The 23,781-nt window shown below is 65.6% G+C and carries 24 protein-coding genes and 2 pseudogenes; 13 read left to right on the forward strand and 13 right to left on the reverse strand.

All coding sequences use genetic code 11. The features are described from left to right. Positions 1–69: 69 nt before the first annotated feature. Positions 70–846 carry an ABC transporter permease gene (locus ACW2Q0_RS25655; protein ID WP_457193470.1) on the reverse strand — a complete coding sequence of 259 codons (777 nt, stop codon included), beginning with the start codon at positions 844–846 and terminating at the stop codon, positions 70–72. Next, on the reverse strand, positions 843–1,490 hold the full coding sequence (locus ACW2Q0_RS25660; RefSeq protein ID WP_457193471.1) for an ABC transporter ATP-binding protein: 648 nt from the start codon (positions 1,488–1,490) through the stop codon (positions 843–845). The genes ACW2Q0_RS25655 and ACW2Q0_RS25660 overlap by 4 nt, the downstream gene beginning before the upstream one ends. A 112-nt stretch (positions 1,491–1,602) precedes the next feature. On the opposite strand from ACW2Q0_RS25660, the pseudogene sigJ reads away from it, so the two are divergent. Further along, positions 1,603–2,481 (forward strand): annotated as a pseudogene (gene sigJ, locus ACW2Q0_RS25665) (RNA polymerase sigma factor SigJ); the annotation flags it as partial. A gap of 141 nt (positions 2,482–2,622) precedes the next feature. Here sigJ and rox read toward each other — a convergent pair. The 3 genes and pseudogenes from rox to ACW2Q0_RS25680 all read right to left on the reverse strand — a co-directional run bounded on the left by rox (position 2,623) and on the right by ACW2Q0_RS25680 (position 6,222). Beyond that, positions 2,623–4,050, reverse strand: a complete 1,428-nt coding sequence (gene rox, locus ACW2Q0_RS25670) for a rifampin monooxygenase (RefSeq protein ID WP_457193472.1) — start codon at positions 4,048–4,050, stop codon at positions 2,623–2,625. A 363-nt stretch (positions 4,051–4,413) separates the two neighbouring features. After that, a pseudogene (locus ACW2Q0_RS25675) lies at positions 4,414–5,555 on the reverse strand (transposase). Then, positions 5,518–6,222, reverse strand: coding sequence for a hypothetical protein (locus ACW2Q0_RS25680; RefSeq protein ID WP_457193473.1), 705 nt, complete (start codon positions 6,220–6,222; stop codon positions 5,518–5,520). Before ACW2Q0_RS25680 ends, ACW2Q0_RS25675 begins: the two are co-directional and overlap by 38 nt. A gap of 260 nt (positions 6,223–6,482) precedes the next feature. Here ACW2Q0_RS25680 and ACW2Q0_RS25685 point away from each other — a divergent pair, with 260 nt between their 5' ends. Next, positions 6,483–6,977: a DUF3626 domain-containing protein gene (locus ACW2Q0_RS25685; protein ID WP_457193474.1), complete on the forward strand. Its 495-nt coding sequence runs from the start codon at positions 6,483–6,485 to the stop codon at positions 6,975–6,977. A gap of 295 nt (positions 6,978–7,272) precedes the next feature. Here ACW2Q0_RS25685 and ACW2Q0_RS25690 read toward each other — a convergent pair whose 3' ends face one another. Both ACW2Q0_RS25690 and ACW2Q0_RS25695 read right to left on the reverse strand, forming a co-directional pair. Then, positions 7,273–8,049: an alpha/beta fold hydrolase gene (locus ACW2Q0_RS25690; RefSeq protein ID WP_457193475.1), complete on the reverse strand. Its 777-nt coding sequence runs from the start codon at positions 8,047–8,049 to the stop codon at positions 7,273–7,275. 445 nt (positions 8,050–8,494) lie between these two features. Then, on the reverse strand, positions 8,495–8,686 hold the full coding sequence (locus ACW2Q0_RS25695) for a tyrosine-type recombinase/integrase (RefSeq protein WP_457193476.1): 192 nt from the start codon (positions 8,684–8,686) through the stop codon (positions 8,495–8,497). Positions 8,687–9,162: 476 nt separating this feature from the next. Here ACW2Q0_RS25695 and ACW2Q0_RS25700 point away from each other — a divergent pair, with 476 nt between their 5' ends. Further along, positions 9,163–10,113 carry a hypothetical protein gene (locus tag ACW2Q0_RS25700; protein ID WP_457193477.1) on the forward strand — a complete coding sequence of 317 codons (951 nt, stop codon included), beginning with the start codon at positions 9,163–9,165 and terminating at the stop codon, positions 10,111–10,113. A gap of 162 nt (positions 10,114–10,275) precedes the next feature. On the opposite strand, the gene ACW2Q0_RS25705 is transcribed toward ACW2Q0_RS25700, so the two are convergent. Continuing rightward, positions 10,276–10,452, reverse strand: a complete 177-nt coding sequence (locus tag ACW2Q0_RS25705) for a hypothetical protein (RefSeq protein WP_457193478.1) — start codon at positions 10,450–10,452, stop codon at positions 10,276–10,278. Between the two features lie 280 nt (positions 10,453–10,732). On the opposite strand from ACW2Q0_RS25705, the gene ACW2Q0_RS25710 reads away from it, so the two are divergent. The 10 genes from ACW2Q0_RS25710 (at position 10,733) to ACW2Q0_RS25755 (ending at position 17,237) form a co-directional block, all read left to right on the forward strand. After that, positions 10,733–11,119 carry a hypothetical protein gene (locus tag ACW2Q0_RS25710; protein ID WP_457193479.1) on the forward strand — a complete coding sequence of 129 codons (387 nt, stop codon included), beginning with the start codon at positions 10,733–10,735 and terminating at the stop codon, positions 11,117–11,119. Positions 11,120–11,153: 34 nt separating this feature from the next. Further along, on the forward strand, positions 11,154–12,056 hold the full coding sequence (locus ACW2Q0_RS25715) for a maltokinase N-terminal cap-like domain-containing protein (protein WP_457193480.1): 903 nt from the start codon (positions 11,154–11,156) through the stop codon (positions 12,054–12,056). Continuing rightward, a complete protein-coding gene (locus tag ACW2Q0_RS25720; RefSeq protein WP_457193481.1) occupies positions 12,053–12,751 on the forward strand; it encodes a hypothetical protein in 699 nt (232 codons plus the stop codon). The genes ACW2Q0_RS25715 and ACW2Q0_RS25720 overlap by 4 nt, the downstream gene beginning before the upstream one ends. 64 nt (positions 12,752–12,815) lie before the next feature. Next, on the forward strand, positions 12,816–13,403 hold the full coding sequence (locus ACW2Q0_RS25725; protein WP_457193482.1) for an HdeD family acid-resistance protein: 588 nt from the start codon (positions 12,816–12,818) through the stop codon (positions 13,401–13,403). A gap of 59 nt (positions 13,404–13,462) precedes the next feature. Further along, positions 13,463–13,750: a hypothetical protein gene (locus ACW2Q0_RS25730; protein ID WP_457193483.1), complete on the forward strand. Its 288-nt coding sequence runs from the start codon at positions 13,463–13,465 to the stop codon at positions 13,748–13,750. After that, entirely contained in the window at positions 13,740–14,309 is a 570-nt protein-coding gene (locus ACW2Q0_RS25735; RefSeq protein ID WP_457193484.1) for a S8 family serine peptidase, read from the forward strand. The genes ACW2Q0_RS25730 and ACW2Q0_RS25735 overlap by 11 nt, the downstream gene beginning before the upstream one ends. A 179-nt stretch (positions 14,310–14,488) precedes the next feature. Then, positions 14,489–14,881: a hypothetical protein gene (locus ACW2Q0_RS25740; protein WP_457193485.1), complete on the forward strand. Its 393-nt coding sequence runs from the start codon at positions 14,489–14,491 to the stop codon at positions 14,879–14,881. A gap of 259 nt (positions 14,882–15,140) precedes the next feature. Continuing rightward, a complete protein-coding gene (locus ACW2Q0_RS25745; protein WP_457193486.1) occupies positions 15,141–15,323 on the forward strand; it encodes a hypothetical protein in 183 nt (60 codons plus the stop codon). 181 nt (positions 15,324–15,504) lie between these two features. Next, on the forward strand, positions 15,505–16,890 hold the full coding sequence (locus ACW2Q0_RS25750) for a three-helix bundle dimerization domain-containing protein (protein ID WP_457193487.1): 1,386 nt from the start codon (positions 15,505–15,507) through the stop codon (positions 16,888–16,890). 152 nt (positions 16,891–17,042) lie between these two features. Further along, the gene (locus ACW2Q0_RS25755; RefSeq protein ID WP_457193488.1) at positions 17,043–17,237 is read left to right on the forward strand and encodes a hypothetical protein; all 195 of its coding nucleotides are present in this window, start codon (positions 17,043–17,045) and stop codon (positions 17,235–17,237) included. Positions 17,238–17,377: 140 nt separating this feature from the next. Here ACW2Q0_RS25755 and nuoN read toward each other — a convergent pair whose 3' ends face one another. From nuoN to ACW2Q0_RS25780, 5 genes are all read right to left on the reverse strand, one after another. Next, a complete protein-coding gene (gene nuoN / locus ACW2Q0_RS25760) occupies positions 17,378–18,988 on the reverse strand; it encodes an NADH-quinone oxidoreductase subunit NuoN (RefSeq protein ID WP_457193489.1) in 1,611 nt (536 codons plus the stop codon). Next, positions 18,985–20,604 (reverse strand): NADH-quinone oxidoreductase subunit M, encoded by a 1,620-nt coding sequence (locus ACW2Q0_RS25765; RefSeq protein WP_457193490.1) that lies wholly within the window; start codon positions 20,602–20,604, stop codon positions 18,985–18,987. The genes nuoN and ACW2Q0_RS25765 overlap by 4 nt, the downstream gene beginning before the upstream one ends. Before the next feature lie 73 nt (positions 20,605–20,677). After that, entirely contained in the window at positions 20,678–22,591 is a 1,914-nt protein-coding gene (gene nuoL / locus ACW2Q0_RS25770) for an NADH-quinone oxidoreductase subunit L (protein WP_457193491.1), read from the reverse strand. 1 nt (position 22,592) lies between these two features. Continuing rightward, positions 22,593–22,892, reverse strand: coding sequence for an NADH-quinone oxidoreductase subunit NuoK (nuoK, locus tag ACW2Q0_RS25775; protein ID WP_457193492.1), 300 nt, complete (start codon positions 22,890–22,892; stop codon positions 22,593–22,595). Beyond that, complete coding sequence (locus ACW2Q0_RS25780) at positions 22,889–23,776, reverse strand: NADH-quinone oxidoreductase subunit J (RefSeq protein WP_457193513.1); 888 nt, start codon at positions 23,774–23,776, stop codon at positions 22,889–22,891. The genes nuoK and ACW2Q0_RS25780 overlap by 4 nt, the downstream gene beginning before the upstream one ends. Positions 23,777–23,781 lie beyond the last annotated feature (5 nt).

The raw sequence follows: 23,781 nt of genomic DNA on the forward strand, positions 1-23,781 counted from the left end.
GACTATGCGCTCGGCGGGTATTTCCGAGCGGCCGCGACGGCTCGGCGACTCCGGGTGGTCGCGATACGGTCAGTCGGAAAGTGGTACCAGGCGCTGGGCATCATCGAACAGATAGGCCTCGGCGACACGTGCCGCGGTGAGCGCGGCGAGGGCGGTGGCCGCGAGCAACATGTACATGACCACGATCTGGTATCGAATAGCGGTGAGGGGATCGACACCGGCGAGGATGAGGCCGGTCATGGCGCCGGGCAGGCTGATCAGCCCGACGACCTTCGTCGCGTCGATCGTCGGAATCAGCGCGGTGCGCAGCGCGGACCTACGGTGCGGCAGAAAGGCCTCGCGCGCCGAAAGGCCCAAGCACAGTCGGGCTTCGATGGCTGGACGAGCGATGCGGGTGTCCTCGCGCAGTCGGCGCAGCGCGATACCGGTGGCCTGCATGGCGGCGGAGACGATCATGCCGCCGACCGGGACGACCACACGTGCCTGTGTGGAGATCACATGGAGCAGAATGAGCGCGCCGAGCGTGATTCCCGATCCGGTGCCGACCCCGATGATCGCGGCTCGCCGCGCCCGCGGCACACCCTGTCCGCGTCGGCCTGCCACCTGCCCGGCGACCAGCACCATCAGGACAACCCAGGCGAGTGCGCCCGGTAATCCGGTGTGCCGGAACAGGATGAGCAGAACAGCGCCGACCGTGACGAGTTGGGCGGCCGCGCGAGTGGCGGCGACGAGCAGCTCGCGGGTCAGATGCAGTCGCTGACGGTAGGCGATGGCGGCGGCGAGCGCGACGAGCACCAGCGAGGTCGCCACACCCGGCCAGCCAGGAACGGAAAGCTGTTCTGTCACTGGGGTTTCCGTTCATCGCTGGGCGAAAGGTGTCCGTGTTGCAGGGTCCAGGTAGCGTCGGCCACTTCGGTCACGAAGGCGGTATCGTGGCTGACCAGGACGACACCGCCACCGGTCGCGGTGTGATCGCGAATGAGAGTTGCCACCGCAGCGGCGGATTCCGCATCGAGTGCGGAGGTCGGTTCGTCGAGCAACAGCACCTCGGGTTCGACGGCGAGCGCGCGGGCCAGACACACCCGCTGTCCTTGACCGCCGGACAGTTCGAGGCAGCGCCGATCACGGAAGTCCGGTAAGCCGACTCGCGCGAGGAGCGTATCGATGCGATCGGAGGTGAGATCGGCACGGCCGACGCGGATTTCTTCGCTGACGGTATCGGTGAGCAATGTCGGTCGCTGTGGGACGAGTCCGATGTGGCGGCGCAGGTCCGGTGCGGGGAACCGGGTTATCGGGACATCGTCGAGCAGGATAGTGCCGCTATTCGGTTCGTCGAGCCGGTTGAGCAGCCGCAACAGCGTGGTCTTGCCGGTGCCACTCGGCCCGACCACCGCACTGCACTGCCCTCCCGGAAACGTCACGGAGATATCGGAGAGTATCGGCGTGGCGCCGTGGCTCACGCTGACCCGATCCAGGCTGATATTCGGCACGGTCCCACCATTCCCTATCCGTGGAAGTGTTGCCCGGTGGGCCTGGTAACCGCGGGTGGGTGTCGAACCGGGCGAGTGGACGTGGCCGACGCATATGGCCGACCATGGGGCGATGTCGCTCAGAACGCCCGAGGCTGATCTGTTCGAAAGCACCAGGGGCCGGTTGGAGGCAATCGCCTACCGCTTGCTGGGGTCGGCCGCCGATGCCGAGGACGCAGTGCAGGATGTGTTTGTGCGCTGGCAGGCCGCCGACCGGGACTATATCGAGACGCCCGAGGCGTGGTTGACCAAGGTGCTCACGAATCTGTGCCTCAACCACCTCGCCTCGGCGCGGGCCCGGCGGGAGACATACGTGGGTCAGTGGTTGCCCGAACCCGTATTCGCGGGGGACCGGATGCTCGGCCCGGCCGATACCGTCGAGCAGCGGGAATCGGTGTCGATCGCGATGCTCACCCTGATGGAGCGGCTTTCGGCCAAGGAACGCGTGGTCTATGTGCTGCGTGCCGCATTCGGGTACGCGCACAACGAGATTGCCGAAATGCTCGATATCACCGAGTCGAACTGCCAGCAGATCTATCGGCGCGCCAAACAGCATGTTGCCACCGACCGGACTCGGGTGGAAGTCGACGTGGCCGCCGCCCGCAAGATCGTCGAGGAGTTTCTCGCCGCGGCGGTCAGCGGCCGGACCGAGACGCTGATCAGCCTGTTGACCGATGACGTGATCAGCATCGGCGACGGCGGTGTCTTCCTCCGGACCCTCGGCCGGCCGATCAGCGGTGCGCTGCGCGTTGTACGGTTCGTGCGACTCGCCATCAAGCCGACCGATGCCAAGCGCAACATGTTGGGCGGCAGCCCCGCCATATTCGCCGCGGTCGCTAACGGGGGGCCCGCGCTGGTGATGGTGGCCGGTGACCGGGTGGTCGGCGTCGTGTGCCTCGAGGTGACCACCGACGGTATCTCTGCCATCCACGCTCAGGTCAACCCCGAGAAGCTCGAACGCGCCACCCGCCGATGGGGGAGTTCCGAATACGGAGCCCGAGCCAGTCACAGACGGGGTACCTGTGCTGATCCTGCAGCATCCGAGCCGGCTCGGCCCGAGGGCAATAGAGACTTCGGAGCCACAATTGTTCACTCAGCTGACGGGAGCGCCGAACCACTTGGGCAGGTGGCCGAGCAGATCCTGCTGATCGTCACCGACCCAGGCCACGTGCCCGTCCGGTCGCAGCAGCACCGCGGGCGCTTCCAGTTCCTCGCTGACATCAACGACGTGGTCGACCCGATCCACCCAGCCCTGCACCGAAAGCAGGCCGGTCTGGTCGAGCAGCAGTCCGCGGCCGCCGCGCATCAGCTCATAGAGGCGTCCCCGCTTCAGTGTCACATCCCGCAACCGTCGGCCGAGCAGTTCATGCCCATCACCGAAGTCGTAGTGAACGCCGATCGCGGTGATCTTCTCGATCAGGTAGCGGGTCACGTTCTCGAAGTCCATCAGTTCGGCCATGAGTCGGCGCACTGCCTGGGGGCCGGGGTCAAGGGAGATCAGCTCCATCTGCGCGCGGGTGTTGTTCAGCACGTCGGCGCCTACCGGGTGCCGTTCGGTCTCATAGCTGTCCAGCAGCCCCACCGGCGCCCAGCCGTCGACGGCGGCAGCCAACTTCCAGCCGAGATTGAACGCGTCCTGAATGCCGAGATTGAGGCCCTGTCCGCCGATCGGCGGGTGGATGTGCGCCGCGTCCCCGGCCAGCAGCACGCGGCCGATCCGGTAGCGCTCGGCCTGCCGGGTCGCATCACCGAAGCGCGAGAGCCAGCGCGGTGAGTGCACGCCGAAGTCGGTGCCCGCGGTCGCCCGCAGCTGCTGTTTGAGCTCGTTCAGCGTCGGCGCGACCGTACGGTCCTCGGCCACCCCGTCGGCAGGCGCGACAACGCGGAATACACCGTCCCCGAGCGGCATAGCGCCGAACCGATGCTGGGTCTTGCGGACTTCGGTCATCACGGCGGCCAGCTCCTGCGCCGACGCGGTCAGCTCCACCTCGCCCAGCAGTGTGTCGACCGAGCTGGGTTCGCCTGGAAAACCGACGCCGAGCAGTTTGCGTACCGTGCTGCGACCGCCGTCGCAGCCGACGAGGTAACGCGAGCGCAAGCGCGTACCGTCGGCTACCTCGACGCTGACCCCGTCCTCGTCCTGGCTCAGCCCGACCACTTCACATTCGCGGCGGATCTCGACGCCGAGTTCGGTGGCGTGCTCGGTCAGCAGGTGCTCGGTGACGGTTTGCGGAATGCCCAGGACGTACCCGTGTGCGGTGTCCATCCGGTCCGGCCACGGCTTGTCGATACCGGCGAAGAAACCACCGACTTCGTGCCGCGTGCCGACCGCGAGGAAGCGTTCCAGCAGACCGCGCTGGTCCATCACCTCGATGCTGCGCACGTGCAGGCCGAGTGCGCGGACAATCTTGGTCGGCTCCGCCGCCTTCTCCAGCACCAGCGCGTCCACACCACGCAGCCGCAATTCGCTGGCCAGCATCACCCCGGTCGGTCCGGCGCCGGCCACGATCACATCAATCACGAAAACCCCTCACTCGACAAGATTGCATTTCGGCCAGCCGGTCCATCGGCGGTTCGGCGAGCCCATACGACGCCGCGGCGATTACCCATTTCCCCAGGCAGTAGCGTCGGCTCGAAGATTTTGCCGCACACCCTGGGTCTTGCCGCAAGCCCCCGTCTGCGATATATGTTGAGTGTGGCAAGGAGTGAGCGATCTCCTTGCCTCTGCTTTTGTCATCGACCGATCGAATAGTCGGCGATCAGCAGATCCTGGTCAGGATGGCAGCGGACGGGTGTATCAATCACAGTTCGTGACCGTCGGGACGCGGACGGCACGCTGCGAGCCGACGGAGTTGTGGTGCTGGCACCCACCGCCACCGGTGTCTCACGCGGCCCAAGTCGCCGTCGGCGGTTGGCGACCCGGGCGAACCGGAACGGCATTCGTTCCGGAAGTCGTTCCGCCGAGGGTGAGCCGGCTGGTCATGTTGAGTTCGACCTCGCCGTAGGGCAGGACGTGTTCCCAGAACAGTGGGGTCACCCCGCGTTTGTGGGCGGTGGTGACGAGGATGTCGCCGGTGTCGGGGTCGTCGATGAGGTCTTGGATCATCAGGGTGTTGACGTAGACTAACGACGCCTGGACGATTCGCAGGCACTGCATGCTCAGTTCCTGCTCGTCGACACGGTTGGATGACAGTTCGCCGGTCTTGCCGTAGTAGATGACGCTGTTGGCGCGGTTCCACGACTCGATGACGTTGAGCCCTTCCTCGATCTCCCGCTGAAGCTCTCGGCTACGCAGGTAGCGGCATAAAAGATCGTCTTCTGCGCCCGGCCCAGCTCGATCATCGCCTGATAGGTCGGGTGGGCGGCGTTGGCCTTCATGAACCGCCGCAGGATCGCCTCGGTCGAGGCGGTGCCGGTGCGGATCGCGGTCGCGTACTTCACCATCTGGTCGTACTGCTCGGCGATCAACTCCCACCGGATCGGGCGTGTCATCGCCGGTCCGAGACCAGGCCACAGCCCGGACTCGCCGGGCGCTGGCCGGTACAGCTTGCACTTGTTGATCCGCTTGATCCTGGGAAGCAGGTCGAAGCCCAGCAGTTTCGTGATTCCGAACCCGATCTCGGACTGGCCGTGACTGTCCACATAATTGGATTCGACCTTCAGCTCGGTGCCGTGGCGGACCGCGCCCTCGACCATCGCGTGAACCTCGCTGGCGGAGCAGTTGATTCGCTGCGAGTGGATCACCACCGAACCCTTTTCCACGCTCCAGTAGATCAGCACGCCGCGACCGCCGTAGCGGGAGTGCCACTCGGTGAAGATGTTCTAGTCCCACGACCGGAAATGCGTCGAGTCGCTGGCCACGGCGGTGGAGCCCTCGCCCCACACGCTCGCGCGGCGGACCTGGAACGTCGCGTTGGCGATCTCGATCGCGATCTGGTGCGCCGCCTCCGGCGTCAGATAGCGGCGGCGCACGTAACGGATGTCCTCCTCACTGTGGCCGTGGTCGCCGCCGGCGACCGACCGGATGCCAGTGTTCGTGCCGTAGGCATAGGCCCAAGTAGGAGGCGCTCGGCAAGAACGTCTTCGGGCATGACGCCCCGGTCCGCGACCGAGGTGACCGAGCGCAGGCACCCGGTCCGCAGTACCGTCTCCTTACGATGTCGATCAACGGCATCTGCCCCCACCTGGTGCGGATCGCCCGCTTCATTTTCCGCAGGTTCGTCGGCTCGGGCTGCTTGGGCACCGGCGTCAGCTTGATCGCGCCGGACTTGCGGTCTTTGATCTCCAGCCAGTCGCACTTGGGCAACGCGGTGTGCAGGACGTCGAGTTCGGCGCGCATCTCGGCCTGCATCGCCGCGATGAACTCCGACCCGTCCAACGGTTTACGCAGAGCCTCGTAGTGCTCGACACGGCCTTCTTCGAAGTCGGCAGGCAGATCCTCTGCCGGATTGCGCCACTTGTCTGCCCCGACCACCCAGATTTCCTTGCACCTCAACTGATCCCGCAGCGCCTGGAATGTGCAGACCTCGTACACCATCCGCACCACGCGGGTCTGGTGGTGCTTGTCGGTTTGATACACCAGCTCCCGCCAGTTCGGGCTCACACCGCGATGCTCCGGGATCGTCTCCTCGATCGGGTAGTAGCGCAGGGCGCCCGAGGCGTGGCGGCCGATCAGCGCCAAGGCGTCGAGCACCGGCCGGTGGGCAGGTGTTGTTGGAACGGAACTCCAACACGCTCAGCAGTTTGATCAGCCCGGCCCGATAGTGGTTGGTGTACGAGCCTTTCAGCGTCGCCTTCACCGTCCGCTGATAGGTCGGCCCCGAGGTCTTGAACTCGGCCACCAAGTCCCGCAGCACCTGCTGCGGCGCGACCGGGAACACCGTGTCGCGCACCAGCTTGTCACCGGCGTCCACGGTCGCCTCGGCGACTTTGAACAGCAGGTTCTCCTTGCCGGTGTCCCGCTTGAACTCCTTGATCAGTTGGTTGGTCACCCGAATCTCGGCCCGGGCGTTAATGCGATGCACCGTCGAGTTGGCGCAGGCCGATGACCTCGACGCACTGTACGGGCACATCGAGGCGCAAATCCACGGACCGGTCAGGCTTTACCGCGACGTCGCGGCACTGGTTCTGGACCCGAACTTTCGCCACACGGCGATACAGGACGCCGCCCAACACCTCCCGTGCCCCATCGAGTGGCACCCCGGCTTCCGACTCAGCGTCGATCGGCTGCACCGGTATCCGGACTTCCGCGGGCAACAGTATGTCGATCTAGGAGTCGAGATCGCCGTCGACGGCTGGCTCGACCCCAGAATCATCGGTGACGCTGCCCGGACTGGCCGCCACGATCCGCAAGACGTCAAAAAGGTCTGGCACTACCTGGCACGATTCGGTCCCCGCGCCTCACCGTCACCGAGACCTCCGGAGCCCAGACTCTGGAGCGAATATTGACCAAGTGTCTCGCACAAGGGGTGGGTTTCGAGAGGAGTTTTGCGAATGGTGGCCTGCGGGTTCGGTGGTCGATCCGGGGCTGTCGCAGAACTTTCGTATCTGATCAGAGCTGGCCAGTCAGCTCGAACCGTCCAGGGTCCGTCGAATTCATAGACTGTTCGATCATCCTGGGAAGATCAGTCGAACCGCCTTGTTTCCAAACCACATCGGTCACTCCCGCAGCTTCGGCGCATCGGGCAGCCTCAACGAGCATCTCGGGCTCGGGGTCCATGCCGACCGCTTCGGCGACGTGGGCTCAGTTGATGGCGTCACCAACTGGTTCCCTTGCCGTGCGCCGGATTTCGGATGCGACCCGGGCGGGGGCCTCGAGCATTGGCAGGTGCCCCACATCAGGCAGCGTGCACAGCCGTCGGTTCGGTGTGAGCGTGACCAGCTGCGCGCCGAAGCGAGACGGTGGAATCACGCGGTCGCGCGCGCTGAAGACGATCGTGGTTGGCACGGTGATCCGGTCGATAATCTCCAGTGCCGTGTTGGTGGGCCAGATTGCGTTGATGTCGCGGGCTGTGCAGTATCCGGCCGATTGCAGAGCGATCGCGGCCAGGTCGGGTGCGACGCGCCCGGGGCGGTGGCAGAGTGCGCGCATGGTGGTGGCTTTGCCAATGGCAGCCAGGGTCGGATTCGCGAAACTTCGCGACAATGGTGCGAGGTATGTGATGAGTTGGAACTTTCGCCGTAGTCGCTCGGCGTGGCGGCTGCCGCGTTGCCACAACCCTGCCGAGGATATAGCGGTCACGCTGCGCGCCCGGCCACGTTTGGCGAGCTCGAGCGCCAGCCAACCTCCTAGGGAATGACCGGCGATATGTGCTGTCTCCCATCCAGTCTCGTTCATCATCGCTTCGAGATGATCGGCCCCTGCTGTAACGGTCAGCGGCCGATCGCTGACGGGGCCTCCCCAGTGGAATGGCAGGGTCGGCGCAAGAATGTCGAATTCTCCCGACAGTTCGTCGAGCACACCACCCCAGCAATGCCATGTCAGTGTGAACCCGTGGACCAGCAACAGCGGCTCACCCAAGCCGCTCCTGCTGAACGCTGTTGGTGTTGTCAAGGAAGCCGCCGTGTTGTTCATGCTCGTCTTCCGCCCCTTCCGGTCTTCCCTGCACGAAACAAGTCTCGGTACATCACCACGCACCGACTCCGAACGATGCTACAAAGGGACTCTTGCGATATCTACTACGCCTTGTAGTCGTCAACTGGATCCTCTGTGGATCGTCGATCCAACTCGGGATCTTCGGCGATCTCTTTGTTCGGCAATGAAAATGGGCAGTCGGGCGCGAGGCCGGTGGCATCGGCTCGGGCTGCGATGGCAGATGGTGTAGGCGGCTTGGCTCGCGTGTCTGGTGAGGATCTGCAGGTGACCGAGCGGCCCGTGTACTGATCGAGGGCGCCGCTGGTAGCGCGTCCTATTACCATCGGGCGGCGGGGTCGGTCTGGGCCCGCCAGCGGATCAGGGCTTCCGCCTACGGGCGCACGTACTTTCCCAACGACCTCACCGAAGTGTGCCCGCTCATGCGCATCAACATCGGCGTGGACGCCCCGTCCTCCGCCGCGTGCGTCAACCGGCTATGGCGGAGCTGATGCGGCGTGAAGGGCCCGCGCGCGAAGTCCGCGGTGTGGTGCTCGAACAATTCCAGTGCGCGCCGATACGACAACCGCCCCGCAGGGTCGACGGGGCGATATCGCCACGGCCATACCGGGTTTGTCTTGCGATCAGGCGAACTGGGTAGGGGTACCCAGTTTTTCGCCTATTCCGTTGGAGATACGTTTCGTATGAACAAACCAAACGAAAACGAAACTCTCGCAGACGGATTGCGTGGACCCACGGAATTCTAACCTCCGATAATGTTCACTTATCGGAGGTTAGAACCCTGCTGTTCATTCGTTGAAGACATTGGGGCGACACGGGTTTCGTTTCGTGTAAATACGTTTGATTTGACGAAACCAACGCTACGATTCTGTGGTGTCCAACGTTTGCAACTACCCTGGATGTGCTCGACCGATTACGCGTGGGGGCGGGCCGGGGCGGCCCTCGGAATACTGTGACCATCCGGAGCACACTCGATGGCGCGCTTGGCGGGAACGGCAACGGCAGCAACAGGAGTCGCAGGCGCCGGCGGCTGCTGTCACTGTGACGCAACAGGGGCCGGTGACGGCGGCGCGGTTGCGTGCGGATGAGTTGCTCACGCAATTCCGTGGACTGGCAGATCAATTGGGGAACACGCTCAATGCCGCGGTGGCCGAACTGTCCACGCTGGCCGATCCTGCGATTGCCGAGGCACAGGTGCAGGCCGTGCAAGCGGATGCGGCACGACGCATCGCGGAGGCGGAGGTCGCGACCGTGGCCGCGGACCAGGCGCGACGCGAGGCGCAGGAGGCGCGGGCGGCCGCGGAGTCTGCTGCTGACGATGCGGCCAGCGCGGCCGAACATGCGGAATCATTGGTCACCGAGGCGGATGCGGCGCGGTTGGATGCGCTGCGTGAGGTCGAGCGAGTGACCAAGCAGGCCGCCGATGATGTCTTCGCAGCGCGTAGCGAGGCCGATGCCGAGATCCGCACCATTCGCCGCGAAGCCGCCGATGATGTGGAACGCGCGCGGCAGCAAGCCACTGAGGATGTGGAATTGGCACGCCGGAAGGCGGCGACGGAAATCGAACAGATCCGGCGTGAGTCCACCCAGCACATCACCGCGGCCGACGCCGAACGAGATCTGGCGGTACAGCGCGCCGCCGATGTCGAACGCGCCATCGAACGCGCCGAACAGGCCGTCGCCGAACGCAATCAGGCCGTCGCGGAGGCGCGCGAGGAATTGAAACGGTTGCGTGAGGAACTGGATCGCACGCGCACCGAACTCGTCGACGTGCGCCGCGCCGCGAGCACGGAGATTGCGACCGTGCGCGCGGAATCGGTAGCCACACTCGAGCAGGCACGGCGCGAAGCCGCCGGCCGCCTGGCCACACTCGACGAAGCCCGCGCCCAAACCTTGGCCCGCGCCGAACGCGCCGAACGCCAGCTCGACCATCTGGTCGCCGAATCCCGCCAGAGCCGAGCCGGATCGGTACTCGACGGAGCTCCCGGCTAGTGCGGAGTCAGCGGGGCACCGTTGTCAGGACCAGGCACTCCGTGGACGGGTGTGCCTGGATAACGGATGGGTGCACGTTGCACGTGCAGCCGGGGCCCGGTCCGATTCGATGTGGGCGGACCGGGTTTCGAGCTTCGCTTTTGTTGCTCGGCTGTGCGGTGTTCACCAGGCGACAGGTCCGAGACGGTCGATGAAGGTCCCGGTCGGGCCGTCGGTGTCGAGCGTCGCGAGTCGCAGGATCGAGTCGGTGCCTTCGGTGACGGTCAGCTGTCCGGTGTGGTTGTTCATATCGGTGGCGGCGAATTTGTGGTTGGCGACCTCGTTTGAAGTTCGGGTCAACAGGAGTTCTCGTGCACGAATTACGCACACGTATCGGCGCTTTGAGCCTCGCCCTGGCTGGAATCCTCTTCCTCGTCTACGAAACCGTCGCCGCCCGTGCCGCCGAGGACACCCTCAATGCCGCCGCGGCCTGGGCTTCGACCGGCTGGGCGGTGGGCCATGTCAGCGCCATCGTCGGCCTGATCTTCATCCGCTGGGCTGGGAGGCTCTGCGAAATCACCTGGCGGACAGCAGAACCGAGCAGCTCGCCAGCATCGCCGCCACCCTCGGTTACATCGGCTTGGCACTGTCGATCTCCTACTACGGCGCGGAGGCGTACGGGCTCAGGGCTATCGGCGCGCGAGCTGTTGCCGATAGCGACGCCTCCCTGACCCAAATCGGCACGGACTTTCGGATGGGCCCGATCGCGGCCACTGTCTTCGCTATCGGCCTCGTCTTCATTGCCGTCGCCGCGATCCTTGCCGCCGTTGCCATCTGGCGATCGGGGAGGCTGCAGTGTTGGAGCGGAGTTCCATTGGCGGCCGCGATGGTGCCGTACCTGCCGCACTTCTGGCTGTCGCATGCCCAGCGCATCGGCTGGGGCGTACTGGTGACCGTCGGCGCGGTGTGGATCGCGGTCGAGCTCTGGCGGGCAGCGGCGCGTACCCCCGAATTCCAGGCCGCGTGAAACCTCCGCCGTCGGTCGAAAGATAGGGTGCCCCATGGCTGTTATTCATCGCACGACCATGTCGCCCAGCAAGCTCGAACTGCTTACCGCCTGGTTGCCGACCCGGCCGTGGTATCGAGACAGCGGCCGTGCACCGGAGCTGAGCATGGCCGGTGGCTTCCGGCTCGACGATCCGGCGGGTGCGGTCGGCATCGAATTCGTGCTGGTGAACGACAGCGCCGGACCCGAACCGATCACCTACCACCTGCCGCTCACCTACCGCGGCGTACCACTCGACGGTGCCGAGGACGCTCTTCTCGGCACCTCGATACACGGTGTACTCGGACGACGTTGGATCTACGACGCGACCCGGGATCCGGTGGCGGTCGCTCAGGTCATCGCGCTGCTGGCCGGGCAGGCGCAGCCACAAGCGCAGAGGGCGAGCGACACTCCGGATCCCGCGGTCATCGTTACCGTCGGCGAGGCCCCCTCCGCTGCAACGGAATTCCGCTCGGCGCTCGATACACCGGCCCGCACCGATATCGTCGTCGGCAATGGTCCAATCGTACGGGTAGAACGGGTCCTGCGTCCCGAGCCGACAACTACACCGAACTCGATAGCGACACCCATTGAATCGGCAGCAAGCAGCCACCGCCCTAACGTAGCGAGTTCCAATCCGACACCGGTCGCCTCGAGGGCAGACAGCCAGCACTCGGACGCGTCCGCTGACGCACCGGACTTCGGCATGAGGTCCGGGGAATCCACAGCAGATGGCCAGACCCCTACCGCACCGGCTGAAGTGTCGAGTGCCGATACGACATCGGCGAACTTCACGCCTGCCGACAGTCGGCGCTGCACACCGACTTCCGATGCTACCCATGTCGCCCAAGTAACCGCGCCATGGCAGACCGGCGAAGGTTCCGCCGTCCGTGGCGTAGTCCTGGCGCTCGGCGCATGAGCGCACCCGAGCGGAGGCGGTGGTCCTGGACGACTCTACGTCCTCGACTACTCCTCGGATTCGGGCTCATCGCTTTCATAGCCACCGCCATCGGAGTCGTCGACGCAACGCGGACGGCGGGCGATCGGGCGGCCTACCAGCGCGAAGACCACGTGCTGATCCCCGCTCGTGTCACCGATAGCGTCGTCCGCGGGGGACTGACGCGGTCGGCGACCTACCGACTCGACGTCAACACCGGCGTCGAGCGGGACCTCGACTTCCCCTCCGGCAATACGATCCTCGCCGCAGCGATGCCCGGATCAGCTGTCGAACTGGAGATTTGGCGCGATGCAGTTGTCGCGGTGCGTTGGAACGATATCCGCGCGGAAACCGTCGATGCTCCGATAGTGGCCTTCGGTACCGCGATCGGCGCAGTGCTTGTCGGGTTCGGCTGTGCACTGCTCGGCATCGGCGGTTGGCTGGTGGAACGGAACCGCCAGGCGCGGTGGCCGGTGGTCGAGGCTGCGTTGGTCGGTGTGCTCTGCGAGGGATTCGTGGTTATCGCGGAGGGTTGGCTGCTGATGCGAGACCCGTTGCGCGAGAACCTGCTTGCCCGACACGTGCCGCTGACCCTTATCGCCGGGACAATGCTCGCCTGCGGCGTCGGGGCGTTGGCGCACCGGCGCCGCTCACCGCGACACGCTCAGTCGGCATAAAAATATCGAGACCTCCCGAAGCAAACGTCCGGTTATCCGCATACTCCGGCCATAGTATGGAGCTATGCCCGAAAACGAGAGTGCGGGTCGTGGGGGATCGCTGGCCGGCGGCGCGCGGCTGGCGGTACTGGTCGCAGGTATCGGCTCCGTGGTTCTCGGCGTGCTGATAACCGTGTGGCCGGACAAGACCGAGCCGGTGGCGGAATTGTTGTTCGGCCTCTACCTGCTATCGAGCGGCGCGATGCAGCTGATCATCGCGATAGTCGCCCGAATCGGGGCGGCATTGCGGATATTCGTATTTTTCAGCGGCGTTGTCTCGGTGGCATCGGCCGTGATGGTGTTCCACAGCGCGAATTCGATCCTGCTGCTCGCGGTGTGGATCGGCCTGGGCTGGGCCGTGCGCGGGATCGCGCAGGCGACCGTTGCGGTCTGGGCCGATGAATTGCCTGAAGGTGGCTGGCATGAAATATTCGGGCTGCTGACCATGCTGGTGGGATTCACCATGATCGCCCTGCCGTTCGACTCGCTGGACGCGCTCGGCAGGGCAGCCGGTGGCTGCGCGATCGTGATCGGCGTGCTCGAAATTCTCACCGTCGCACGCGGCTGCGGCGAGGTCACGGATGTCGCGCACATTCCGGCGACGCCGAACTGAACTGGCGCACATCGGAGTTGGCGCTGGCGTGATGATCACGGGGCGGGTTACTGTCAGTCATGGCACGCACCGACAGTGGTTCGGAACTGATCGTCGTCACCCACGGTGCCCGGGCGGGTATCGATCCGAAAGCGGTGCGCGAAAGTCTCGCGGCGCAATCGCGGCTGGTCGAACTGCTGCCGGAAGGCGGTGCGCCGGTGCGCATCTTCGGTCCGCCCAACCGACTGCCGCAGCGTATCGCGGGTACCGCCCATGAGGACGTGGGCGCGGAATATCTGAACTACTTCGCCGTGCGCGGTGTACGTGATGAGCTCGAGGCGGTCGCGGACCGACTGCGTGCCCGATGACGCGGTCGAGGCAGCCTATGTCAATCCTCCCGCGGAACCGCCGCTCGCGCCACCGGTTGTGCTGGCCGAGATCGCGGCCCGGCAGTCAGCCGACGCGCCGCCTGTGACACCGAATTACGAAGCCCGACAGGGTTATCTGGATGCCGCGCCGCACGGTGTGAACGCACGGTGGGCTTGGACTCGACCGGGCGGTCGCGGCGCGGGTGTGCGCATCGTGGATGTCGAGGGGGCGTGGCGATTCACCCATGAGGATCTACTGGCGAACCAGGGTGGTGTGATCGGCGGCGCAGCGTCGACGGATGTGGGCTGGCGCAACCATGGCACCGCGGTGGCAGGGGAGATCAGTGGTGATGTGAACGCCTTCGGCATCACCGGCATTGCCGCCGATGCCGCAATCCGCGCGGTCTCGGTATTCGACGCGGGCTCCGCGTCCGCCATCCGCACCGCGGCCGACGCACTCGACGCGGGCGACGTCATCCTGCTCGAACTGCACCGGCCCGGCCCGCGCTACAACTTCCAGAACCGCGACGACCAGGCCGGATACATCGCGATCGAATGATGGCCCGACGACTGGGCGGCCATCCGCTACGCAATCGGCCGCGGCGTCATCGTCGTCGGTGCGGCAGGCAACGGTTCGGAGGACCTCGACAGCGCCCTGTACGACACCCGCCCACCGACTTCCCGACCACATGGCGCAACCCGTTTCGCGGCGGGTCCGTCGACTCCGGTGCCATCCTGGTGGGCGCGGGCACCCCGCCGCCCGGATTCCACGGTCGCGACCACGGACCCGCACGCTCCCGGCTCGCCTTCTCCAACTACGGATCCCGGATCGACGCACAGGGCTGGGGCCTGGAAGTCACCACCACCGGATACGGCGACTTACAGGGCGGCGCCGACGAAGACTACTGGTACACAGACACTTTCAGCGGAACCTCCAGCGCATCCCCGATCGTCGTCGGTTCCGTCGCCAGCTACCAGGGCTTGGCCGCCGCGGCCGGGGGGCGTAAGACACCATCCGAGATTCGGGCGCGACTGCGCGCAACCGGTTCACCCCAAGTCGATGCGCCGGGCCGGCCCGCGACCCAGCGGATCGGCAACCTGCCCGATATCCAGGCCATGATCGCACCCTGAACTGGGCGTCTTTGTGTGCGAAAAGGGTTGTGGTGCAGCATGTTATGGCTGCTCGGCGGCTGCCTCGGGTTGTCCGGTTCGAAGCGCGCACGCTGTCCGGTGCGTCCGAGCTGTCGGCCGATCCCGTCTCGCGAGACCGAGCTGCCGCACCTTTCGGGTCTCGCGGAGACAGACGCGCCACCGGACACTCCGTGCTCCATTTCCGAAGGTGTGCGCCAGGTCTTGCGCGCGTAGGTGCGTCGGACGGGATGGGACAGGTGTGCGCCGGGCCCGCGCGCTGGCGGTGGTGGAAACTCGCAGACAACGTCAGGTGGCGAAAGGTGAATGGCGCGTTGAACTTTCGGCGCGATTCGGTGCGGGATCGGCGGCCGCTCCGGGGGCAGGGTGGACCATCGACCAGTTGGCGGTCGGACTGCCGCGCACCGGGCTGACCTGGGCATAGTCCATATGTGGCGGTCGGCGGCAATTGGCTACCGGCACAGTCGAAATGGGGTACGCCCACCAGCGATGGCGAGTTTTGCCGGTGTAGTGGTGGTCGAAAATTTCGGTAGGGTTCCGGCGGCGCGGGTAGGGGTGTTGATGCCGTCGCGACCGGAGATCGATGTGACGTCGAGGAGACTGTGGTGGGTGTCGTTACTGTCCGCGAAGAGCAGGCAATTCAGCGGTTGACCGACAGCCTGGTCGACGACTATCCGGCCGATCAGGTCGAGAGCGCGGTGGGCACGGCGCGGCAGCGATTCGACGGCCATCCGGTGCGGGAATTCGTCCCGATTCTGATCGAGCGGATCGTACGCAGAGAACTGGAAGCGGCGACCACGGCGATACAGTCGGAAGATGCTGCCGTGCAACCGGATTCGCATAAGCAGTCAGATCCGGCGCTGGGGGCGGGCCGCATCGCCGCGGTCGGCGCGAAGTTCGTGGCCGACAAGCGGCTCCTCGCAGGAGCGGCGGCGGCCCTGGTCGTCGTCGCGCTGGTGATCGCGGTCGCGGTGCGACAGCCCGAGCAGTCCGCTCCGGCCGGCGCGACAACAGCACTGACCACTGTGCACGGCGTGGTCGGCTCGGAGAAGCTGGCCTTCTTCGAAGATCCGCGCGTCGTGGAAGCCTTGGCCCGCAAGGGTGTCAAGGCGCAGGTCGATCCGGCCGGATCGCGGCAGATCGCGACCTCCATCGATCTCGGGAAGTACGACTTCGCGTTTCCATCGAGTGCGCCCGCAGCGGAACGGATTCAGCGGGCGCGCAATATCAGCACGAAGTACACGCCGTTCTCCTCACCCATGGCGATCGCGACCTTCCAGCCCATCGCCGACCTGCTGACCGCAGCGGGGGTAATGCGTCCGGGTCCGGTCCCCACCTTCGATATGGCCCGCTACCTCGAACTTGTGCGCACCGATGTCGAATGGGACAAACTCCGCGACAACACCGCCTACCCCGTGCACAAGAACATCCTGGTCTCCACGACGGACCCGCGGACCTCCAACTCCGCCGCCATGTACCTGGCCATCGCGAGCCACGTCGCCAATGACAACACCATTGTGCAGGGCCCGGCCGCCGAGCAGGGCGTGCTGCCCACGGTATCGCGGCTGTTCGTGCGCCAGGGCTACACCGAGAACTCCACCGACGGCCCCTTCCGCGCGTACCTCGCCGCGGGGATGGGCCCGACGCCGATGGTCTGGATCTACGAGGCACAGTTCGTCGAGGCGAGCGTGCGCGGGCAGATCAAACCCGGCATGGTGCTGACATACCCGTCCCCGACCGTCGTCAGCCAGCACACGCTGGTACCCCTGACCGCGCCCGGCGACCGCATCGGCCGCTTGCTGGCCACCGACCCGGACCTGCAGCGCCTCGCTGCCGAACACGGCTTCCGCACCAGCGACCCCGGTCAGTTCGCCAAGGTCACCGCCGACAACCACGTCCCGGTGGCCGGTGAGGTGATCGACGTGATCGACACCCCCACCATCGACACCCTCGAACACCTCATCGACAGCGTCACCAAGTCCTACAACTGACCCCGCACCCGGCACTCCGCAGACCGGTACTGCCCTTTCGCCAGCGCATCGACCTGCGCGGCTCCAGTGCGCTATGCGATGGGGCTCTACGCTGCGCCGGGTTTCGTCGCCTATCCGGGGCCTCATGGGGCAGCAAGCCCACGCCCTCGGGCGTGCCGACCGCCGTCGCGAACTTCCAGGGCGACCGCGCCGTCCGCGGCCTCGCGGAGATGGCCAACACAGTCGTGCGCTGCAACGAGTACCCGGTAGGCGGCCACTTCGCCTCCCTCCAGGCACCCACCGAACTCGTCACCGACATCCGCGAGTTCTTCCGCTCCGTCGGCAGGTATGGAGCTGCGCGGTCCTGAACATCGACGGGGCCACATACCTGCATTGAACTGCTCGCCGCTAGGGCGATATGTGACCCACCAGCTGTCACCTTGGCCCGAGACGCGCCATGAACACGACACCGCCGAATCCGAGTCGGATACGGCGGTGTCGTCGAGGCTCAGCGCACGAATGTCGATGCGCGGTCGGACAGGTCGAGCACCGATTGCGGGATGATGCCGAGCAGCACCGTGGCACCCGTGGTGAATGCGACGACCGTGGTGGTGAGGAACGGTGCGGCGACCGTCGGAGCATCCGAGGGTGGGTCGGTGAAGAACATCAGGACGATGACGCGGATGTAGAAAAAGGCGGCGATGGCGCTGGAGATGACACCGACGATCACGAGGTAGCTGGCGCCGCCGGAAGCGGCGGCTTGGAAGACCGCGAACTTGGCGACGAAGCCACCGGTGAGCGGCAGGCCAGCGAACGAGAGCAGGAACAGGGCGAAAACCGTTGCCAGCCAGGGGGAGCGGCGCCCGAGACCGGCCCACTGGGACATCGCGGTGGCCTCGTCACCGCCGGCATCGCGGACCAAGCTGACGACCGCGAACGCGCCGAGCGTGCCGAGGCCGTACGCCAACAGATAGAACAGGATCGCCGAGGTACCAGCCTCGTTCGCCGCAACGAGACCGGTCAGGATGAATCCGGCGTGCGCGACCGAGGAGTAGGCGAGCATGCGTTTGACGTCGGTCTGGGTAATCGCCATGACCGCGCCGATCACCATGGTCGCGATGGCAACCGCGGCCAGCACCGGACGCCAGTCCTCGCGCAGACCGGGCACCGCGATCTGCAGCACCCGCAATAGCGCACCGACTGCGGCGATCTTCGTCGCCGCGGCCATGAATCCGGTAACCGCGGTCGGCGCGCCCTGATACACATCCGGCACCCAGGACTGGAACGGTACCGCGCCGACCTTGAACAGCAGTCCCACCGCCAGCATCGCCACGCCCAACAGCGCCAGGGTGGTGTTCTGCGGATGCTGGGTTATCACATCGGCGATCCCACCGAGCTTGACCGTCCCCGCCTGCCCGTACAGCAGCGCGACACCGTAAAGGAAGAACGCGGACGAAAACGCACCGAGCAGAAAGTATTTCAACGCCGATTCCTGCGAGAGCAGCCGCTTGCGCCGCGCCAGCCCGCACAGCAGATACAGCGGCAGCGACAGCACCTCCAAAGCCACGAACATCGTCAGCAGATCATTCGATGCCGGAAACAGCAGCAGCCCGCCGATCGCGAGCATGGCCAGCGGGAACACCTCGGTAGTCGCGACACCCGCACGGACAGCGGCCATTTCACCCGCACTACCGGGTACCGCGGAGGCTTGTGGGGTGAACGCGTCCACGCCGCCGCCGACGGCGGCAGCGGCCACACTCCAGGTCCCCGGACCGGAGCGCACCTGCGGTCGCTGCTCTGCGCCACGCTCGGCCATCAACAGCAGCGCCAGCATCGCCACCACCAGAATCGTGCCCTGCAGGAACAGCGTCACACCGTCGATCGCCACCGCACCGACCATCGTGGTCGCCTCGGTCCCGGACAACAGCACCACCGCGACCAGCGCCGCGACCAATCCGGCCAGCCCGAGCAGAACCTGGATGGCGTACCGGTGACGGCGCGGCGCGAATGCTTCGACGAGCACCCCGAGCACCGCCACGCCGAAGACGATCAGCATCGGCGACAACTTGGCGTATTCGATGCTCGGTGCGGGCATACTTGCCGCGAGCAGACTGCTCATTTGTGGGCACCTCCGTGATCGGCCCCCGCTGCGGGGATCGCGGGCGTCTTCGGCGCGGGATCATGGACGCCGATGGTGCTGAGCGTCTGCCCCACCGCGGGATTGATGAAGTCCAGCACCGGTTTCGGATAGATACCGAGGAACAGCAGCGCGGCGATCAACGGCACCACCACTACCAGCTCGCGCGGCACCAGATCATAGAGCCGCTCGTTGCCCTCCTTGACCGGCCCGGTCATCATCCGCTGGTACATCCACAGCACATACAGTGCGGCCAACACCAGCGCTGCGGTCGCGATCACCGCCGCGAATCCGTAGCGGGTGAAGGTGCCCAGGAGCACCAGGAATTCGCTGATGAACGGCGCCAGTCCGGGCAGGGACAACGTGGCGAGACCGGCGATGAAGAAGGTGCCCGCCAGTATCGGCGCCACCTTCTGTACCCCGCCATAGGCGGCGATAGCCCGAGTTCCGCTGCGCGACACCAGGAATCCCGCGATCAAGAACAGCGCCGCGGTCGAGATCCCGTGATTGACCATGTACAACGTGGCCCCGGTCTGCCCCTGACTGGTCATCGCGAAGATGCCGAGGACGATGAATCCGAAATGCGAGATCGAGGTGTAGGCGATCAGCCGCATCACATCGGTTTGTCCGATGGCCAGCAGCGCACCGTAGATGATGCCGATCACCGCGAGCGTAATCACCAGGGGCGCATAGGTTCCCGAGGCATCCGGGAACAGCAGCAGACAGTACCGCAACATACCGAAGGTGCCGACCTTGTCGACCACCGCCATCATCAACACCGCACTCGACGGTGTCGCCGCCACCGCCGCATCCGGCAGCCAGGTATGCAGCGGCCACAGCGGCGCCTTCACCGCGAACGCGAACATGAACCCGAGGAACAGCGCATTCAGCACGGCCGGACCGGCACCGAGCTGTCCGGCATTGGCAGCGGCCACCACGGTGCGGAAATCGAAGGTGCCCGACGACCCGGATCCGAGCCCCTGCCGTACGGTGAGCACATACAAACCGATCACCGCGGCCAACATGATCAGACCGCCGAACAGGTTGTACAGCAGGAATTTCACTGCCGCCCGCGAGCGCTGCTGGCGATGTGCGACATCAGCACTACGCGGCCCGAATCCGCCGATGAGGAAGTACATCGGGACGAGCATTGCCTCGAAGAACACGTAGAACAGCAGAATGTCCAACGAGACAAAGGAAATCAGCACCATCGCCTCGACGAGCAGCGTCAACGCGACATAGGTGTGTGACACCCGACGCCCATTGCCGGCCTCGCGGTCATCGTTCCAGCCGGCCAGGATCAGCAGCGGTACCAGCGCCGCGGTGAGCAGGACCAGCACCAGCGCGATCCCGTCCACGCCCAGCGTGTAACCCGCGCCGAAGGCCGGAATCCACTCGTGCGATTCGACGAACTGATACTGCGCCCCACCGGGTTCGAAGCGCACGGCCACTACGACGCCGATCGCCAGCACCGCCACCGCGACCGCTAATGCCAGGCCGCGCGCCAGCGTGCGCCGCGACGCGGGCAACCCCAGCACCGCCACCGCGCCGACGACCGGCACCAACCACAGCGTGGTCAACCAGGGAAAGTCACTCACGGCTGCACCTCGCTGGCGCTCGGTTCCGCAGTGCGTGTCACTGCTGTGTTGTTGGTTCGCTCGCTTCGCTCCCTCACATGAGCCTCACTGCCAGCAGGGCTGCGGCCACCAGGGCCGCGCCGGTGAACATGGACAGGGCATACGACCGCACGAAACCGGACTGCACCTTGCGGATCCGCCCGGACAGTCCGCCGATCAGTGCGGCGGTCCCGTTGACGATGCCGTCGATGCCGCGATTGTCGAGGAAGACCAGCGACCGGGTCAGATAAGCACCGGGACGCATGAATACGCCCTCGTTGAACGCGTCGCCGTAGAGATCCTCGCGGGCCGCGGTGGTCAACGCCGACACCGACTCCGGTGCGGTCTCGGGAACCTCACGCTGCGCGAACTGGTAGTAGGCGATGCCGATGCCGACGGCGACCACGAGCAGCGCCAAAGCGGTCACCACACCCGCGGGGACGACCTCTTCGCCGTGATGCGCTCCGACAACGGGTTCGAGCCAGTTCTGCAGTGACGAGCCGAGTACGAACAGCCCACCCGCAGTCACCGAACCTATCGCGAGCAGAATCATCGGCACGGTCATCACCGCGGGTGCCTCATGCGGATGGGTATCCGCGCCCCCGTGAGCGCCGCGTAGATGTTCGGGCCAGCGACGCTCGCCGAAAAACGTCATGATCATGACGCGTGTCATATAGAACGCGGTCAGCCCGGCACCCAGTAGCGTCACCGCGCCCAAGACCAAACCGCTTGCGCCACCGTGGTTGAACGCCGCCTCGATGATCCGATCCTTGGAGAAGAATCCGGCGAACGGCGGCACCCCGATGATGGCCAGATAGCCGAGCCCAAAGGTGATGTAGGTGACCGGCAGCAGTGTGCGCAGTCCGCCGTAGCGGCGCATATCGGTTTCGTCGTCCATCGCGTGCATGACCGATCCGGCACCGAGGAACAGCCCGGCCTTGAAGAAGCCGTGGGTGAGCAGATGCATGATAGCGATCGCATATCCAGCCGGGCCGAGGCCGGCGGCCAGCACCATATAACCGATCTGGCTCATGGTGGACGCCGCCAATGCCTTCTTGATGTCGTCCTTCGCGCAACCGACGATCGCACCGAACAGCAGTGTCACCGCACCCACCAGCACCACACCCAGCCGCGCATCGGGCGCGAGATCGAAGATCGGCCCGGAGCGCGCGATCAGATATACGCCCGCGGTCACCATGGTGGCCGCGTGGATCAGCGCGGAAACCGGTGTCGGACCCTCCATCGCGTCACCGAGCCAGGACTGCAGCGGCACCTGCGCAGACTTACCGCACGCGGCCAGCAGCAGCAATAGACCGATCGCGGTGAGGGTGCCTTCACTCGCCTGCGGCGCGGTAGCGAACACCGAGCCGAAGTCGAGCGAGCCGAACGTCGCGAACATGGTGAACATGGCGATCGCCAGCCCCATATCGCCGACCCGGTTGACTACGAAGGCCTTCTTGGCCGCGGTCGCCGCGGTCGGCTTGTGGTACCAGAAGCCGATCAGCAGGTACGAGGCCAGACCGACGCCTTCCCAGCCCAGATACAGCACCAGGTAGTTGTCCGCCAGCACCAGCAACAGCATGGCCGCCAGGAACAGATTCAGGTAGGCGAAGAACCGCCGCCGTCCCGGATCGTGGTTCATATAGCCGACGGAGTAGATGTGGATCAGCGATCCGACCCCGGTGATCAGCAGCGCGAAACACACCGACAGCTGGTCCAATTGGAGGCTGAAGTCCACCTGCAACCCACCGGCCGGCACCCAACTGAACAGATCGTTGTGGAGTGCGCGGTCGGCATCGGCCCGGCCGAGCATGTCGAAGAATGCGACGACGGCGAAGCCGAACGAGGCCAGCGCGGTGGCACACGCGAGCAGGTGCCCCCACCTATCGCTGTAACGCCCGACCAGCAGCAGTACGACGGCACCGGCCAGCGGCAGTGCGGGCAGCACCCAGAGCGTTGCGGTATCCACGTCAGAACTTCAGCAGGCTGGCGTCGTCGACCGAGGTCGAACGGCGGGTGCGGAAGATGGTCATGATGATGGCGAGTCCGACGACCACTTCGGCCGCGGCCACCACCATGGTGAAGAACGCGAAAACCTGACCGTCCAGATTCGAATGCAGCCGGGCGAAGGTGACGAAAGCGAGATTCACCGCATTGAGCATCAACTCGATGCACATGAACACCACGATGGCGTTGCGCCGCAGCAGTACACCGGCCGCGCCGATAGTGAACAGCAGGGCGGACAGGAACAGGTAGTTCTCAGGATTCACCGCTTGCCTTCCTCGTCTGCCTCGCGGGCGGGGGTTTCGGGCTCGTCGACGTCCGAGGCGAAGGTCGGGGTCGTGTCGACCGAGATGACCGCTGCCTCGGTGAGCGCCCTGGTGCGGCGGTGCCGCAGGATGGTGCTGACCGACAGTTCCTCGAAGGATCCGTCCGGCAGCCGCGCCGGAATATCGACCGCGTTGTGTCGGGCATACACACCGGGTGTCGGCAGCGGGGTGGCGCGATCGGCGGGCCGACCCGGATCGTAGGCCCCGCGGAACCGGCGGCGCGAGAGCTCCCGCTGGTCCAGACGCCGCCCGAAATTCTCCCGGTGTGCCAGGATCATCGCGCCGATGGTGGCGGTGATGAGCAGTGCACCGGTGAGTTCGAAGGCCCACACATATCGGACGAAGATCAGTTCGGCGAGTTGGCCGATAACGTCTTGATATGCGAATCCCTTTGCCGGATAGGTGATTCCGGAGTTGCGGATGCCGTTGGCGATGCCGCTGATCAGCAGCAGTCCGAAGCCGAGTCCAACCGCGGCCGCGGCGAGCCGCTGCCCGCGCAGTGTTTCCCCGAGCGATTCGGGGGAGTCGACGCCGACCAGCATGAGCACGAACAGGAACAGCATCATGACCGCGCCGGTATAGACGACGATCTGCACAACGCCGAGGAACAGCGCGTCCTGAGCCATGTAGAAGGTGGCGAGCACGATCATGGTGGCGGCCAGGCAGATCGCCGAATGTACGGCCTTGCTCGCGAAGACCATGCCGAGCGCGCCGATGACGGCGAGGGGGCCGAGGATCCAGAATTGGATGCTCTCGCCGGTGGAGGTGTGGGTCAATGGCTCCGCAGCCGATATCTGGGCGGCCGATGTCTGGGCGGTCAGGATCAATT

The sequence above is a fragment of the Nocardia citri genome (assembly GCF_054065835.1).